Genomic DNA, 16,102 nt, shown 5'->3' with positions numbered 1-16,102 from the left:
TATTCAGGATAAGACCATGACCGACATGACACTTCTACAAGCACTCAGTGACGACACAGAATTTGCAGGTCGTCACAACGGCCCGGATGCCGCACAACAACAAATCATGCTTGATGCCATTGGTGTGGCCACTGTGGATCAACTGATCGATGAAACCGTGCCTGCCGCGATTCGACTGCCAGCCCCTATGGATTTGGCCGCGCCGCAAAGTGAAGCGGATATGCTGGCCGCCCTGAAAACCATTGCGCAGAAAAATACCCTTCATCGCAGCTTTATTGGTCAGGGTTACTACAACACACACACGCCGAACGTCATCCTGCGTAACGTATTAGAAAACCCGGGCTGGTACACCGCCTATACCCCCTACCAGCCAGAGATCTCCCAAGGCCGTTTAGAATCGTTGCTGAACTACCAGCAGATGATCATGGACTTAACCGGTATGGAACTGGCGAACGCCTCCCTGCTGGATGAAGGCACTGCGGCGGCCGAAGCCATGACTCTGTGTCAGCGCGCCAGCAAAAACAAAAGCAAAGCCTTCTTCCTGTCGAACGACTTGCACCCGCAAACTATTGATGTTGTTCGCACTCGCGCCCATTTTATCGGTATTGAAATCATCTCAGGCAAGGCAGAAGAATTAGACAACCACGATGTGTTCGGTGCCCTGCTGCAATACCCGGGTACCACAGGCAACATCACCGATTTAACTGACATCATCACCCAAGCCCACAGCAAGAAAACCTTGGTGGCGGTGGCGTCTGACCTGCTTGCTCTGACCGTATTGGCCGCCCCTGGCGAAATGGGTGCTGATGTCGTGGTCGGCTCTGCCCAACGCTTTGGTGTACCCATGGGCTTTGGTGGCCCACACGCCGGCTTCATGGCGACCAAAGACAAACACAAACGTACCATGCCGGGCCGTGTGATTGGTGTTTCCAAAGATGCCCGTGGCAACCAAGCCCTGCGCATGGCGATGCAGACCCGCGAACAGCACATTCGCCGTGAAAAAGCGACCTCAAACATCTGTACCGCACAGGCACTGCTGGCAAACATGGCCGCTTTCTATGCCCTGTACCACGGTCCGGAAGGCCTGCGTAAAATCGGCCGCCGCGTTCATCACCTGACGGCGATTTTGGCCGCAGGGTTACGCAATGCCGGTATTGCACTGGCGAACGACACCTTCTTCGACACCCTTACCCTGAACACGGGCAAGAAGACCGGCGAGTTTTATCAAAAAGCGCTGGATGCGGGCATGAACCTGCGCCGTTTCCCATGTGGCACCGCGCTGGGTATCAGCATTGATGAAACCACCACAGTGAATGACATTGAAGCCCTGTTAGCACTGTTTGCTGATAGTGAACTGAAAGCCTCTATGTTCAGTGATGACATTGCCAGCGACGAGTTTGCGGCCATTCCGTCTGCTTGCCGCCGTACCAGCGCATACTTAACCCATCCGGTATTTAGCCAGCATCACAGCGAAACGCAGATGATGCGTTACATGAAAAAGCTGGAAAACAAAGACTACTCGCTCACCCACGGCATGATCCCACTGGGCAGTTGCACCATGAAGCTCAATGCCGCTGCAGAGATGATCCCGGTGACATGGCCTGAATTTGGTGCCCTGCACCCGTTCGCCCCTGCCGATCAAGCCAAAGGCTACGCCGAGTTGGCAGACAAACTTTCCGCGATGCTGTGTGAAATCACCGGTTACGATGCGTTCTCGCTGCAGCCTAACTCCGGCGCACAAGGGGAATACGCCGGTTTAGTAGCGATTCAGCGTTACCATGAAGCCAACGGCGATGCGCACCGTAATGTGTGTTTGATCCCAAGCTCTGCCCACGGCACGAACCCGGCTTCAGCGGCCATGGTATCGATGAAAGTCGTGGTGGTCGGCTGTGATGCACTCGGTAATATCGATGTAGAAGACTTGAAAGCCAAGATCGCCCTGCACCGCGATAACCTCTCTTGCATCATGATCACCTACCCGTCGACCCACGGCGTGTATGAAGAAGCGGTTCAGGAAGTGTGTGAACTGGTGCATGAAGCTGGCGGCCAAGTGTACTTAGACGGCGCCAACATGAACGCACAGGTTGGCCTGACCAATCCGGGCTTTATTGGCTCTGACGTGTCACACCTTAACCTGCACAAAACCTTCTGTATTCCTCACGGCGGCGGCGGCCCGGGCATGGGCCCAATTGGTGTTAAAGCCCACCTTGCCCCGTTCTTGCCAGGGCATGTGGAAAAAGAGGCCACTCAACCGCAGCATGATCAATTGCAATACGCGGTCTCAGCCGCTGATTTAGGCTCTGCGTCTATTCTACCTATCTCGTATGCCTACATTGCGATGATGGGTGAAGCGGGCTTAACCGAAGCCACCAAACTGGCGATTTTAAATGCCAACTACGTGATGGAGCGTCTACGTCCGCACTACTCAGTACTTTACCGTGGTACCCATGGCCGCATTGCGCACGAATGTATTATCGACATCCGTCCGCTGAAAGAAGCATCCGGCATTACGGAAGAAGATGTGGCGAAACGCCTGATGGACTACGGTTTCCACGCGCCAACCATGTCGTTCCCAGTTGCAGGTACGCTGATGATTGAGCCGACAGAATCGGAAGATCTGGCTGAGCTGGATCGCTTCTGTGAGGCGATGATCGCCATCCGCCACGAAATCACCCGAGTACAAGACGGCGAATGGGATGTGAAAGACAACCCATTGGTGAATGCCCCACACACCCAAGCTGACCTGATGGATGCTGAGTGGAACCGCAGCTACAGCCGCGAAATCGCTTGTTACCCGTCTGCCCATGCGAAAGCTGCCAAATACTGGCCAACCGTCAACCGCGTCGATAACGTGTTCGGTGACCGTAACTTGGTGTGCTCATGCCCAAGCATTGAGAACTATATGGAAGAGTAAGGGTTTTGGTTTCTAACCGTTAAAGCAAAAGGCGAACCGAGTGGTTCGCCTTTCTAAAATTTACATTGATATTTATACATATAATCTATTAAATAACTTTTAAATATGAAAATAGATTTATTAACGCAGCATCACTTAATACGTACCTGACAGTTCATCAACTCTAACACTGTTCATTTTTATGATACAACTCTCGTAAGCTACTTTATAGACAGGACTACTTTCTTCTATTTCAAAAGCTACCGACTTACAAGTGTTATTTCTATATTCAACCCACGAACCCTGTGCTTTATTAATGAAATCAACCAGCTCATTACCTAATTTCTCATCAGCAATATAATTATTCAAAACACGAGATTTAACGATTGAAATTTGTTTTGATAAACTTTCATTTGATAATGACACTTTATGACTAATACAGGATGCTAACTCATGAGAATTAGGAATATTGTCACAGTTTCCAGCAACAACAATTGATGAAGAAAAGCTAACCACTAATAGAAAGTAAGCTCTAACAGCCAATTTCATATCTATATCCTTCTAGCCTGAAGATAGCCAACTCGGTTTCTACCAGCTTCATATGATTGCATTGTAGCATTCCCATTAATATAAGTGATTAACTCATCATAATCGTTATTCATTCCGGCCACCATAGGATTAGGGCCTTTTGTAAAACCCTGATAAACAAAATCAACCAATATATCTCTTATTGGTTGATCAAGACTATCCCATTGCGTTCTGTTGTTACCAAATCTATTCGTCCACTTATTATAATTATTCTTAGCTCTTGTCACATATACCGGGTAGATATTTTCAAACAATTTAACCTGTTGAAGGTGCGTTATTTTACCAATAACATCAACCTCATTATCAACAAACCGCCCTGCTCTGCCACCTTTTAAATAAGCACCATTAGATAGTAACTTAGCATCAGAGGTTATTATCCCTGCCGCTATCATATCCTTATATACTGATGCTTTATCTCTTTCTCCCATGTCATAACCGCGTCCAATTGTCACTCCGGAATTTTCATTCCCAGGCCAATGAATAACACGACTAAAATATGCCGAACTTTCAGTATCATTGCCTTCCGCATCAAACGTAACTTGGCCTTCAGAAACCGTTAATAAACCTGCCATCTATGTTTGTTCCCTCTAATTTTTTGACGTCACATATTATCACACAATTATATAAATTATTTCTTACATACTAACTATTAGATGGACATTTCCCATTTCACAACTCCTACGACATCTGTTTCACTAAAATTGAAAACAACATCACATATCAGGCGGCACAACCTATATCCGTAATTCTGATGACATTTTATAATGTATTTTCCGTCAATAGTGAATAACGCTAGATGTAACAGTTAAGTCATGAAGAAAGGCAAGGAAGTCTTATGCAATACCGACGTGCCCCCACAGACGACATAGACAGCTTGATTGCGCTGCTGCAAGAAACGGCAACCTGACGATATAGCACTCACCTTGAAACGTATGACGGTGGAATATCATTGCTTAACAATAAGTTGCAAGTTATTCTCTCCCCCATCCAGGCTAACAAGCAGTGTCTTTCAAGCCGTACTTTTCGGGTCATATTTTTCGATCCGTACTTTTATAAATAGCACCTTCAGTTGAGCAAAAAATGGGACCTGATAATAAAACGCTACTCATCAGATTTATCTCCTTAATTGGGCTAACCAGTTTTCTGGTGTTCGTGGGTTATAACTTCGCGACAGAAGGGATACATGATGCGGTCATTTTCACCCCAGTGATCGATGATTTTATGTGGGGAATCATCTGTTCATTGGTGGGTGCTGTGAGCTTCTTGATTGCGTATAAAGCCTCCTCACTGTTCACAAGATCTCGGTATGTTCTGCAAGGTGCGTTTTTCTTACTGGGCGGGATCAGCATGCTTTTTGATGGCATAAACGCTGTTTTCTAATTGAATCGCTCGAATAAATAGAACGCTAATCGATTGCACCATATTGATTCTTAGCCCCGTCATTGGCGGGGCAATTTGATTTGATTACCTGTAACCGAACTTAGCAACTCACTACACGTACACTTTCTCACCATATTTTACGATGTGGACAGGTTTATCGAGCTGTTCTTGAATCACACCTTTGAACACTTCCTGTTTCTCCAACTCGCCGTGTATCAAATATACCTTCCCTAACTGTTCAAACTCACTCATCCACGCAAGCAGATCGGTTTGATCTGCATGGGCTGAAAATCCGTTGAGCGTGTGGATTTGAGCATTCACATTAATGGTTTCATTAAAAATCCGAATGGACTCTGCCCCCTCTATCAGCTGTCGCCCCAACGAGCCTTGCACCTGAAAGCCAACAAAGATGACACTGTTGCGCTCATCCCATAAACGGTGCTTGAAGTGATGCAAAATACGGCCACCGGTACACATGCCGCTGCCCGCAATAATAATGCAGCCCTCTTCCTGTTTATTAATGCGCATGGAGTCTTTGCTTTTGAGTGAATAGTGCAGATAAGGGAACTCAAAAATCGCCCCATCACGTAACAGTATCTGTTGCGCAGAGTCATTCAGTTCTGCGTGGTAGTGGTTATAGATCTGCGTGGCGCGTATCGCCATGGGCGAATCTAAGTACACTTTACAGGGGGGCAGCGCTTTGTCGTAATACATCTCTTTGAGCAGTAGCAATACCTCCTGCGTCCGCTCAACCGCAAAGGATGGGATCAACACATTACCCCGGTTATTCAAGGTATTGATGATGATGTCTTTAAACTCGGTGATGGTTTCATCTAAAGGATTATGATCACGATCGCCATAGGTCGATTCAATATAAAGCACATTCGCTGTTTTAACGGCATCCGGCGGCGTCATGATCAGATCCCGACGGCTGCCAAGATCCCCACTGAATACCAGTGTTTTTTTATGGCCGTCTTCGTTGATGTCGATTTGAAGGGTTGCCGAGCCAAGAATATGCCCGGCATTTCTGAAGGTCACGGTAACGTCAGGCGTTAACTTAATGGCTCTATTGTAATTGGCGTATTGAATGATTAAATCAAACACCGCTTTCACATCATCACTGGTATAGATAGGTGGAGGGATCTGTTTTTCGCCGCCGACTCTTCGCGCCTTTTTCATTGCCGTTTTATAATCTTCTTCGGCAATTTTGGCGCTGTCCTTTAAAATGACCTCAGCCAAATCCATGGTTGCGCGCAAGGCGATGAGTCGCCCATCAAACCCTTCCTTCACCAATTTCGGCACACGTCCGACATGATCTAAGTGCCCGTGGGTGAGTAAAACGATGTCGACATCGTTAGGATCAAAATCAAAGGGCGCATACGTCTGTTCTTCATTTTCACCTTGAAAATAACCACAGTCGATCAGAATGTTAGGCCCGTTGTCGAGTTGTAGAAAGTGGCAGGAACCGGTAACCGTCTCTGCGGCACCAAATGACTGGATAAAAGACATAAACCCCTCCCTAGCGATGATGCGTTAACAATAGTATTGCTCGCATTGCTAAGTCTTTGACAGATTAAAGATGTGTTCAGGCTTTCATAAAGATAATTATCACTATTCATTGGAACGTTCCGTGACAACGCACTGATATTCAGGGTTTGCATCGAACATTGCCATTACACACAGCTTTCGATCCCCCTATCAATTCCCGCCCCTACTACTTGCCGCATCCGTTCTTACATGGATACTGACTAAACGTGCATTCACAAGGAAAGCTGAATGTATCTCCATCACATTGCGTTCGCAGTGCCAAGTAAAGGATAGGCGAGAAAAGGAAGTCACATGCATATTCGACGCGCCACCACCGATGATATCGACAGTTTGATTGCCTTACAGACAAGCTGCCACATTGCCCATGTCAGTTGCAGTGAGAAGTCTGATGGCTTCCTCAATACGGTATTGCCCGTTGAGCTATTACGCACGGTGATTGACACGGAAGACGCCATCTTTGTGGTTGAAGAAACCCAAGACCCGCAACACCCACCCACCATCGTGGCAATGGCGATCTGCGCATCTTGGGGATTTTGGTCCTTCTCTGACAACCTCGTTCGCATTGCTGAGCAACTGGTGAATGTGCCATACAGCAAAGGGCCGCTGACGCAATCAAACAGCTATTTCTGGGGGCCAGTGTGCGTCAGTAAAACCTATCGTGGAAAAGGGGTGTTTGAAGCCCTCTTTGCCTATAGCCTGAATGCGATGCAAAGCCACTACCCGTTTGTTTACACCTACGTGCATACCGACAATGTGCGCTCTTATGTGGCGCACACAACAAAAGCCGAGTTTGTGTTTACTCAGCATATTGCCATCAATGGGCAGATGTTCTGTGAAATGGTGCGTGAAAGCGGCAGTGTTGTAAGGCGGCGCTGAACGACAAAGGACTGGCACAGACATGGAATCGGCATTTGTCGAAATGTGTCAATACAAATGACGACGATAAGATATTTTAATAGAAAGTTTAGAACGTGTTTGTATTTACCTTGTTCGTTCGTTGATTCAGCGCATTATCTGTAGATACTGACACCCTTGATATACACAAGGAAGTCATATTATGGATAGCAATACACCTTCTACTGATGCGGTACCGGTCAAAAAGTACGTCATCATGTTCAGTGGCCTGTATGCGGCCTTACTACTCGCTTTTCAGGTAGTTGTAACTGCTTTCGATTTAGACCTCGGCTCAGGGGTTGGGGTTGGTATTTTAGTGGGTGCGGTGATGGGGGCTTCGATCCAGTTTGTGACGGAGCAAAAACGCGCACCCAATAAAATCGAAAAGCGTAGACTGGTAGGCTATAGCTTACTGGCTTCGATGTTAATCGCGATGACCTCTTTGCTATTTGAAATCGCCTATTATGCTGGCGAACATTTTTTCGTTGAACTGTATTATTTTTGGCAATCCCTTCCCTATTGGGGATGGATGATCGCAGTTCTGGCTGGCACACTCATGCATTGGATGGTGCTTGCCATAGGTTTTGGTTGGAGCGCGAATACATACGTAAAGCAATTGGAAAAGCAGAAACAAAAGGCGAAGCAGTTGTAACTCTTATTAAGCACAAGGAAACAATACGTCGACACAACACAACGAGACATTGCCACGAATCCGTGCGGCCAATCGCGCAACATCGTATACTCTCCATATTGTGACTAATCGTCTTGTTTCCTTCATTTTCATACTATATTGCCATTATGAGCTACGCCGAGATCCAAGAAAAAATTGCCCGCTTTACCTGTATCGAAGAGGCACTGACCTATTTCGATATTGGCTTTGACAGCACCTTCATCAATGAATATCGCACACCCTTAATGAAAGCGTGTTATGGCTATGTACTGCTCGCTAAACCGGATGATTGGTTTTCGGCGCGCCGTGCATTTAAGAATGGCTATTGTAAGATTCAACGTGGTCGTTTAGATCGTCACACCCGTTCTGCCTGTCGCGGCTGTACCACCTGCCAGCGGCGGTGAGCCCCTATCACCTTAGCCTTACTGTAAACCCTCCCCCTTTCTTGCAGTGATCTTCGCGCGTTGCCTCGCTTTTTTCATCCTCCGTCCCAACGTGTGGTTTATCCAACTTTTCTGTCCGTTATGATTGTTCAAATGACAGGGATAAACGACAGTTGGATACGATGAAGTTTCTCGTTTTATTTGGGTTGGTGCTACTGCCTTTTTACAGCTTGAGCCACGTTAACCTCGTAGACGTCTCACCGGTTTCACTTAATAATCAAAAAAATACGATAGTCTTCGTCTTCGTCGAAGAAGGAAATACGCATACGACAACACTGGAAATCAAACGCCGGAAAGGCTGCCTATCCAATGGCAACCATTTAGGCTCAAGCACACCTGCCGACTTTCAACAGGCTGTTACACTATTAAAGGAATATGTGGATGCGGGTGAAACATTTTTGTTTGGCTTACATGCGCTGCCCATCCCTAAACGTCCCAATGCTTATTGGGCAGTCAACGTAAAAACCATCACGACCTCTGCGGGAGCCACTCCCTACGTGCGCAGTGTCAGCACCGATGTAGGAACAGATCACTGCCCGTATCATCCGCAGTGAATATCCCATCCCATCACATCCATCATTCAAATGCACACAAAGGACAATATTTCTTTATGGATAAAAACGCGGAAAACTGGCGACAATTTTACAATAAAGCATTGCGTCGTCCTCATGCGCCACGCACTGAACGTGCGATTACATTAAACCAATCAGGATCGCGCATTGCCGTTGACTGTGGTTGTGGCACCGGCAGCGATATTCAATTTTTAGCCTCGCAAGACTACACCGTGCATGCTTTTGATATTAATTCTGATGCGATCACCATTTGCCGTGAGCGGTTCGAAGCTCATGCCCACATCTTTCTGACACAGGCAAGCTTCGAGACGTTTACCTACCCTCAATGCGGTGTGCTTATCGCCAATTCCAGCCTCTTCTTTGCCGACCCCGACACGTTCACATCAACATGGCAACGGCTTGTCGCCAGTTTAGCCTCTGGCGGTGTGTTTGCTGGCGATTTCATGGGAGTGAAAGACAGTTGGGCCGAAAATTATCGCTCACCCACCGCCCCAGTGACACGTACGCAATTGGCGTCCCTCTTGGCGGATTTTGACATCATCGAATGGAATGAACGTGATGCACAAGGTACGACCATGCTAGGATTTGAGAAGCATTGGCATACCTACTCTGTACTCGCGATAAAGCGGTGATAGTCGTTATGCCTTATTCGCAGGCATCAGCGAATCAGTTCAACATTACGCAAATTTGCCGTCCAAGGTTTCAATCACTTGCTGATAACGGGCAGGCAAATCCCGGTTGCGCTTGGTGACCACATACAGGGTTTCCACTACCGGAGAATGAGGCTGATGCACCACCAGCTCTGCATGACGAGGGAACGCCTCAATCGCACTTTGCGGTAAAACGGTAAAACCGATCCCTTCGGCGACAGGCAGTAAAATCTGACTCAGTTGGTTGATATAACTGACGGCTGGTACGTCATCCACATTCAAGTTGGCAAATTCCGCATTCCCGCATTGCTCAAAATACAGTGACAGATAATGTGCGGCATCTGGGTGCATGACGGCACCGCGTTGCTGCAACGCTTCGGGCGTGATGGAGGTATCAGCATAAGCCGATGGCAGCACCAAACACAGTGGCTCCTGTCCTAATACACGGCTGTGATACAAACTGGGGTTAGGAATATGGGTAACAATGCCCAAATCAACCGTTCCTGCTTGTAAACCATCGAGAATTTTATAATTCGGCGCCACTTCTAAGGAAATCGTTAATTTAGGATGTTTTTTTTGCAGCGTCAGCAGTTGTGGATACAACCACAATGCCAACGAGCCGGAACAGGATATCCGACACACGCCTTCAAACGGATCATCAAAGCTTAAGCTATCCAGCAACTGCTGCTCTTCTGCGGCAACCCGTAAGGCATAGTCATACACCAAGCGCCCTTGCTCGGTCAGTTCAAACTGCTTGTTAATACGCTTGATCAAATCATGTCCGCAGGCCACTTCCAGCTTTTTGATGTGCTGGCTAACGCCCGGTTGCGTCATGAAGAGTTTTTCGGCGGTTTGGGTGAAGTGACCGATCTCAATCAGGGTTTTGAACGTATTAAGCCAGACGGGATTCAGCATGCTGTCGTACTCAAGCAGTTAATAAATTTCCATTATTATAATGACTGCTCGCCATAACAGCTATTTCTCATTCACGCTGTCGTCCCTTCCTCATCGTCAATCTACCATCAGCAAGTAAGAGGTGAAGTATGTCATCGCACACACCCGAAAGACCCTATCCGCGCACCTTCTCTCATATTGGTATTTCAGTGCCCGATCTCGACGCTGCCGTAAAATTCTATACAGAGGTGCTGGGATGGTATCTGATCATGCCACCGACTGACGTCGTCGAAGATGACTCCGCCATTGGCGAAATGTGTACCGATGTGTTTGGTGCAGGCTGGGATCGCTTCCGGATCGCACATATGTCAACCGGTGATCGCATTGGGGTGGAGTTGTTCCAATTTAAAAATCAGACCAACCCTGAAGATAACTTTGAATACTGGAAAACCGGCATCTTCCATTTCTGTGTACAAGATCCAGATGTGGAAGGATTAGCGAAAAAAATTGTGGCCGCAGGCGGGAAACGACGGATGAAAGCGCCACGCTATTATTACCCGGGCGAAAAACCTTATCACATGATTTATATGGAAGACCCATTTGGCAACATTCTGGAAATTTACTCTCACAGTTATGAGCTGCACTACTCGGCAGGCGCCTATAAATAAATCGAGCTAACACTCTCAAATGAAAAAGCCCCAGCACACAGGCTGAGGCTTTCATTTATCGGTATGAATCAAGAGCGATTACTGTTGGCGACCTGTACTGGTGGCCATAGCGCCTTTACCGACACCTTCGTAGGCCACCACCTCAATGGTTTTACCCATCGCAACGTCGTCACGCACTTGCTCAGCAATAAACTGTGCCAGCAATTCAACCGTGGTGTCAGTTTCGAGTATGTCCGTTTCAGCACGGGCAATCGCCAGCTCAAACTCGCCTTGTGGCGCGGTGTAACGGAAACCGTAATGGGTGTCATTCGATACGCTCGCCCACTGACTCAGATTCAATGCGCTCACCGAACATGCGTCTTCTTGACTGCCGAGGTAGATATCTTGCCAGCGGTTTGCCCACTGCTGTTCTAACGCGGCATCTCGCAAACCCTCAATGTACAACTCAACCGGCGAGCGATGACCGTGCGCAATACGCTGACAGTTGCCATCATGCTTCTTGAGGCCGTGTGTGTAATGATAGAAAGCACCGTCAATGTGTTCATGGCGAAGCGTTAACGCTAGCCCTTGTACATTGTCGGGAAGTTTACCTGCCAACACCTGATATAAGTGGCGGGTTACAGACTCAATCGTTACTGTGGTTTCATCAATAAAACAGTAGGCTTCGTCTGGGCAATGAAGGTGCATGCTGTTATCGCCGCGCAACAAATCAACCGTCGAATAACCCGGCTGCGTCGATGCAATACGAATGGCTTCGCTTTGGCTCGGCACAATCAAACGGTGATCGACGTATTCATCGACAATCTGTTTGATTTGCTTTTTCACGCGACTGAAATCAAGCACCATGCTCATTTCATTCAGCTCACCCGACATCACGACATCGAGAATCCAACTTTCTCCTACCATGCCACGCGCTTCGCATAAATACGATGCATCGATAACCGTAAGATCTCTTACAAATAGCTTCAAATTGAAGTCCTTATTGATTCAGGTTGCGGCATCGCATTATACGCAGCTAAATTTCTGAGTAAACAGGTAGGTTAAGCCGGTCAGAAACGGTAATTCGCCCCCAAATACGCCGAACTGACGCCTTTTAATTGCGATTCCACCGTCACCGCTTCTCCGGTATCGGTTTCGGCTTGCCAGGCGCGGCGGGTCGATGGCAACACGGTATGCCGAATCCCCATTTCAAGCGCTAAGCGTTGCGTGACTTCCCAGCCCAACCCGGCCTGAACGCCAAAAACGATGCCGCTGTCGTCATAATTGTCAGGGAAATCCGAATCGGTTTCCGCGAAGGCGTAGCCCACATGCAGCCCGACAAATGGGCGTATCGTCAAATCTGGCTGGAAAAAGTGATCCGCACTGATCAAGTGAAGCATCGCCAGTGTGTCGTAAGCGTCTTGCCCATCAAACTGAGTGGTTGATGTATGGTATTCAAAGCTGTAATACACTCGCCCACGCTCATCAGGCATGTACGTACCAATATCAAACGCGCCGAAGCCGCCAATGCCACTGTCTTCAGAGTCAACGGTGCCCCCTTGGGCAAAAATAGCGCTGTCATCATTGCCGATCAAACTGGCGCCACCGCGCACACCGGCAAAATAACGGAGGCGTTTAACGGGCGTAGATTCAGAGTGAGACGCTGCCGCACTTGGCATCACTTTATCTGCTTGTTTCTCTGTTGTTTTTTCTACATTATCAGCCCAACCGATAGCGGGCAGTAAAGACAGTAAAAGCGCACTGCTTAACACTGTGTGTTTCAATATTAATCGACTCATTGTGCAGTTATACCCAATAACGAGGTATACACAGTCTCGATTTGGCTGTGTACATCATCCCTAAAATACAAAAGCCATCATAGGCCGCGATATCGGCACCGATGATAAAACGCGATATAAGCAGCCCGTTGCTTAAGGCTGCTATCATAGTAATTCAAGTGATATTTCAATGCCATATGGCGAGTCGCAGATTACGCATCGCGACTGTCCAAGCCCGTTACACCCGCAGCCAGTTAATCGCATCCATCGAGTCATCAAAATACCGCACTTCACCACTGATGAACCAAGCGCCGACTTTGCTCATAATTTCTTGCCAGCGTTGGTTACCGTATATCGCCACTTTGTGGAATTTACGGCCATGCTTTAACCCGAGTTTTAAATCATCCCACGCGGCCTGCAACTGCCAGCCTTCAAATTCCGTGCCGTCGATATAGACGTTAATGATGGGATCCTCTATCCCTTCCATTGCATCTTCAATCAAGGGGATGATTTTTTCATAGTCACTGTGTGTCAGCGTGCCTATCGCTTTAAACTCCATGAAAATTTGATTGCCTACTTGTTCAACATCAATATGAATACCGTGAATATTGCTCATACCGAGTCCTCTTATCGTTAGTGCCACACATTACGAAAATTACGACTGTCTCAAGTGTATACCGTTTCTCAAAAGGTGGACTAACCACAGCGTGCGAATCACGCAGAGATCAAAAAGAGCGCCGACAATTGGCGCTCTTTAGCAGAAGAGAATTCATTAACAAAAAAGCTCTCTGTTCACGGTGAGGCGGTGATCAACACGCCCTGCGAGATTCAACATAAAAGCAAGCTATCACTCACACGATTACCTTAATAAATTCACCTTACTTCAATGAATCAGCATCGCCTCTATGGCAATTAGCTGCGTGCTGGCTAACGGCACATCGCTGGCAAACAGACCTTTATCTTCATAGTGCACCTCAACTTCCCCCGGTAAGGTATCCAGCAATTCGCATAACTCTGCCAATTGAAATTCATCAACATCCGATGACAATGTGACTTCCGCACGAACAATTTCACTCACGTGATAGCCGGCTTGTTTAATCGCCAATTTCAATGCCACGATTTCTTGTTGTGCTTGGGTCAGTAAATGAAGGTGTTTATTGGCACCACAAGGTTGGTCATGCCGAAAGGTTGGGCGAATAAAGGTGACATCATCACCTTTGGCAAATAAACATGCCAAAGGTAAACGCAGAATAGGCAGCACATTTTGTTGCCATGTACATTTCAATCCCATACCTGACTCCTTGTGGTGATAATGTAATGGTAAAGGTGATATACCTCGCATCTTTATTAATCATAGTCAGGATTTTTCTACTGCGGTGGTATGTAAAATACATTAACTTGCGTTATTCGTCTTTTCCCCTCATTTTTATTGCGAATTAACAGTCATTAAAACCAACGTCTTACTTCTTGGCAGTATTTCGTGTATCTCTCACCAAACATCGCCTCTAAAACCGCCTCTTCCGCTGCGATCTGGAAATGATTCATATAAAGCACAAAAAATAACAACATGATCACATTCGATAGCGCAGAAAAATACACGAATGCGGCTATCAGGAAGCACAGCAGGGCGAGATACATCGGGTTGCGCGTGTACTGATAAATGCCAGTTGTGACTAACTTAGACGTTTTATTCGGGTATCGGGGATCAATGGTCGTTTGTGCCACGGCAAAAGCGCGTACACCGGCTAAACCGAGTATCACCCCTATCAAGCACAGCCCACCCATAACCAGCCACTGGCCCTGAAAGGCAAAAGTGTATAACGGCCAGTATTGCGTCAACGCGTACATGCCCGCGAGGGTAAGTAATAAAATCAATGGTGGCGGTAATCGTAATTCCATCTTGTTTTCTTCTCCTTTATCGTAAAAAACGGCGTATTACGCGTTTAGCTCAGTGGCACTTTGGTCTAACGGGACAACACGACTATCGCTCGCTTGCGCCGTTGTCGCAAGGCCGTTAAAATTCGGCCTTTCTGTGTTTCTTAAAAGCGAACAAACATGCAAGAACTCAAATATCTTCAAGGTTATCCGGCTACACTGACAGATCAAGTCCAGACCTTGATCAAAGAAGATAAACTCAAGCGGTTCTTGCTAAAAAAATACCCGCAGCCTCACGATATTCAATCTGAAAAAGCCTTGTATGATTTCGTGATGGAGATTAAAAACCAGTATCTGCGAAAATCTGCACCGATCAGCAAAGTCGCGTACGACAGCAAAATTCACGTGGTGAATCATGCGCTCGGGTTGCATACTTTCATTTCTCGCGTGCATGGCAATAAGCTTAAAGCAAAAAATGAAATCCGCGTGGCTACTGTGTTTAAACACGCACCGCTGCCTTTACTACGCATGATTGTGGTACATGAACTGGCCCACGTCCGCGAAAAAGAACACAATAAGGCGTTTTACCAATTGTGTTCGCACATGGAGCCGGACTACCACCAGCTAGAATTTGATATGCGCCTGCTGCTGACTCAGATGGATCGAGACGGTTCAATCTATAACGCGGAATAACGCAACACACCCGAACGCAGCTGTGATGAATTATATTTGAGCTTGTGTCATGAAAAATCTGACATTTGCCACACTTTTGCCTACAATACCCCGCTAACAATATATTTAGGTGTTTACATGAAAATTTGTGCTGTTGAGCTACGTAGCAACGAAGCAGTGATCTGTCTTCTGACAAAAAGTAACGGTATGTTTGATATTCCTGAGTGCCGTTCACAAAAGTTCATCATGCAGGATTCTCTGGATAATGAGCAAATGCGCAAATTCCAGCAGACATTCCACAAGCTACTTGAAGACTACCAGATCGATCGCGTTGTGATCCGTGAGCGTGAAACGCGCGGCAAATTCGCAGGTAGCTCTGTAGGCTTCAAAATGGAAGCCGCTATCCAGCTAATTGAAGGCGTTGAAGTTGATTTCATGTCAAACAACGACATCAAGCAAAGCATGAAGCGTAACCCACTGGGCATCGACTTCCGCGCAACAGGTCTTCGTCAGTTCCAAGAAGCGGCGTTCACGACCGGTTATGCATACCTAAGCACAAAGTAATCGACCATGTGCTAACGTCTTCAACGACGTAAAC

At 47.1% G+C, this 16,102-nt stretch carries 18 protein-coding genes; 9 read left to right on the top strand and 9 right to left on the bottom strand.

The window, feature by feature from the left end; genetic code table 11:
• Positions 1 to 16 precede the first annotated feature (16 nt).
• The gene (gcvP, locus tag ACSF8W_RS08040) at positions 17 to 2,914 is read left to right on the top strand and encodes an aminomethyl-transferring glycine dehydrogenase (protein WP_500846538.1); all 2,898 of its coding nucleotides are present in this window, start codon (positions 17 to 19) and stop codon (positions 2,912 to 2,914) included.
• A gap of 135 nt (positions 2,915 to 3,049) precedes the next feature.
• On the opposite strand, the gene ACSF8W_RS08035 is transcribed toward gcvP, so the two are convergent.
• The 3 genes from ACSF8W_RS08035 to ACSF8W_RS08025 all read right to left on the bottom strand — a co-directional run bounded on the left by ACSF8W_RS08035 (position 3,050) and on the right by ACSF8W_RS08025 (position 6,370).
• On the bottom strand, positions 3,050 to 3,442 hold the full coding sequence (locus tag ACSF8W_RS08035) for a lysozyme inhibitor LprI family protein (protein WP_500846536.1): 393 nt from the start codon (positions 3,440 to 3,442) through the stop codon (positions 3,050 to 3,052).
• Positions 3,443 to 3,444: 2 nt separating this feature from the next.
• Positions 3,445 to 4,053, bottom strand: a complete 609-nt coding sequence (locus ACSF8W_RS08030) for a DUF8812 domain-containing protein (RefSeq protein ID WP_500846535.1) — start codon at positions 4,051 to 4,053, stop codon at positions 3,445 to 3,447.
• Between the two features lie 919 nt (positions 4,054 to 4,972).
• Positions 4,973 to 6,370: an MBL fold metallo-hydrolase gene (locus tag ACSF8W_RS08025; protein WP_500846533.1), complete on the bottom strand. Its 1,398-nt coding sequence runs from the start codon at positions 6,368 to 6,370 to the stop codon at positions 4,973 to 4,975.
• 330 nt (positions 6,371 to 6,700) lie between these two features.
• On the opposite strand from ACSF8W_RS08025, the gene ACSF8W_RS08020 reads away from it, so the two are divergent.
• The 5 genes from ACSF8W_RS08020 (at position 6,701) to ACSF8W_RS08000 (ending at position 9,620) form a co-directional block, all read left to right on the top strand.
• On the top strand, positions 6,701 to 7,285 hold the full coding sequence (locus ACSF8W_RS08020; protein ID WP_500846531.1) for a GNAT family N-acetyltransferase: 585 nt from the start codon (positions 6,701 to 6,703) through the stop codon (positions 7,283 to 7,285).
• A gap of 181 nt (positions 7,286 to 7,466) precedes the next feature.
• Positions 7,467 to 7,955 (top strand): ABZJ_00895 family protein, encoded by a 489-nt coding sequence (locus tag ACSF8W_RS08015; RefSeq protein WP_500846529.1) that lies wholly within the window; start codon positions 7,467 to 7,469, stop codon positions 7,953 to 7,955.
• Positions 7,956 to 8,101: 146 nt separating this feature from the next.
• Positions 8,102 to 8,377 carry a hypothetical protein gene (locus ACSF8W_RS08010; protein ID WP_500846527.1) on the top strand — a complete coding sequence of 92 codons (276 nt, stop codon included), beginning with the start codon at positions 8,102 to 8,104 and terminating at the stop codon, positions 8,375 to 8,377.
• A 152-nt stretch (positions 8,378 to 8,529) separates the two neighbouring features.
• Complete coding sequence (locus ACSF8W_RS08005) at positions 8,530 to 8,970, top strand: hypothetical protein (RefSeq protein ID WP_500846525.1); 441 nt, start codon at positions 8,530 to 8,532, stop codon at positions 8,968 to 8,970.
• A gap of 56 nt (positions 8,971 to 9,026) precedes the next feature.
• Positions 9,027 to 9,620, top strand: a complete 594-nt coding sequence (locus tag ACSF8W_RS08000) for a class I SAM-dependent methyltransferase (protein WP_500846524.1) — start codon at positions 9,027 to 9,029, stop codon at positions 9,618 to 9,620.
• Positions 9,621 to 9,665: 45 nt separating this feature from the next.
• Here the strand turns inward: ACSF8W_RS08000 and ACSF8W_RS07995 are convergent, their stop codons facing one another.
• Complete coding sequence (locus ACSF8W_RS07995) at positions 9,666 to 10,553, bottom strand: LysR family transcriptional regulator (protein ID WP_500846522.1); 888 nt, start codon at positions 10,551 to 10,553, stop codon at positions 9,666 to 9,668.
• Between the two features lie 128 nt (positions 10,554 to 10,681).
• Here ACSF8W_RS07995 and ACSF8W_RS07990 point away from each other — a divergent pair, with 128 nt between their 5' ends.
• Positions 10,682 to 11,200, top strand: a complete 519-nt coding sequence (locus ACSF8W_RS07990) for a lactoylglutathione lyase family protein (RefSeq protein WP_428478225.1) — start codon at positions 10,682 to 10,684, stop codon at positions 11,198 to 11,200.
• A 78-nt stretch (positions 11,201 to 11,278) separates the two neighbouring features.
• Here ACSF8W_RS07990 and ACSF8W_RS07985 read toward each other — a convergent pair whose 3' ends face one another.
• The 5 genes from ACSF8W_RS07985 to ACSF8W_RS07965 all read right to left on the bottom strand — a co-directional run bounded on the left by ACSF8W_RS07985 (position 11,279) and on the right by ACSF8W_RS07965 (position 14,856).
• Positions 11,279 to 12,169 carry a 6-pyruvoyl trahydropterin synthase family protein gene (locus ACSF8W_RS07985; RefSeq protein ID WP_500846520.1) on the bottom strand — a complete coding sequence of 297 codons (891 nt, stop codon included), beginning with the start codon at positions 12,167 to 12,169 and terminating at the stop codon, positions 11,279 to 11,281.
• A gap of 80 nt (positions 12,170 to 12,249) precedes the next feature.
• Positions 12,250 to 12,978: an acyloxyacyl hydrolase gene (locus ACSF8W_RS07980; protein ID WP_500846518.1), complete on the bottom strand. Its 729-nt coding sequence runs from the start codon at positions 12,976 to 12,978 to the stop codon at positions 12,250 to 12,252.
• Between the two features lie 217 nt (positions 12,979 to 13,195).
• A complete protein-coding gene (locus ACSF8W_RS07975) occupies positions 13,196 to 13,573 on the bottom strand; it encodes a SpoIIAA family protein (RefSeq protein WP_500846516.1) in 378 nt (125 codons plus the stop codon).
• A gap of 267 nt (positions 13,574 to 13,840) precedes the next feature.
• The gene (locus tag ACSF8W_RS07970; RefSeq protein WP_500846515.1) at positions 13,841 to 14,248 is read right to left on the bottom strand and encodes a hypothetical protein; all 408 of its coding nucleotides are present in this window, start codon (positions 14,246 to 14,248) and stop codon (positions 13,841 to 13,843) included.
• Positions 14,249 to 14,403: 155 nt separating this feature from the next.
• Positions 14,404 to 14,856 (bottom strand): methyltransferase family protein, encoded by a 453-nt coding sequence (locus tag ACSF8W_RS07965; protein ID WP_500846513.1) that lies wholly within the window; start codon positions 14,854 to 14,856, stop codon positions 14,404 to 14,406.
• 156 nt (positions 14,857 to 15,012) lie between these two features.
• On the opposite strand from ACSF8W_RS07965, the gene ACSF8W_RS07960 reads away from it, so the two are divergent.
• On the top strand, positions 15,013 to 15,525 hold the full coding sequence (locus tag ACSF8W_RS07960; protein ID WP_500846511.1) for a M48 metallopeptidase family protein: 513 nt from the start codon (positions 15,013 to 15,015) through the stop codon (positions 15,523 to 15,525).
• A 117-nt stretch (positions 15,526 to 15,642) separates the two neighbouring features.
• Entirely contained in the window at positions 15,643 to 16,068 is a 426-nt protein-coding gene (locus tag ACSF8W_RS07955) for a DUF3010 family protein (protein WP_428478218.1), read from the top strand.
• Positions 16,069 to 16,102: the final 34 nt, after the last annotated feature.

The sequence above is a fragment of the Photobacterium sp. 270122K genome (assembly GCF_059941365.1).
This window is presented reverse-complemented; position numbering and strand designations above follow the sequence as displayed.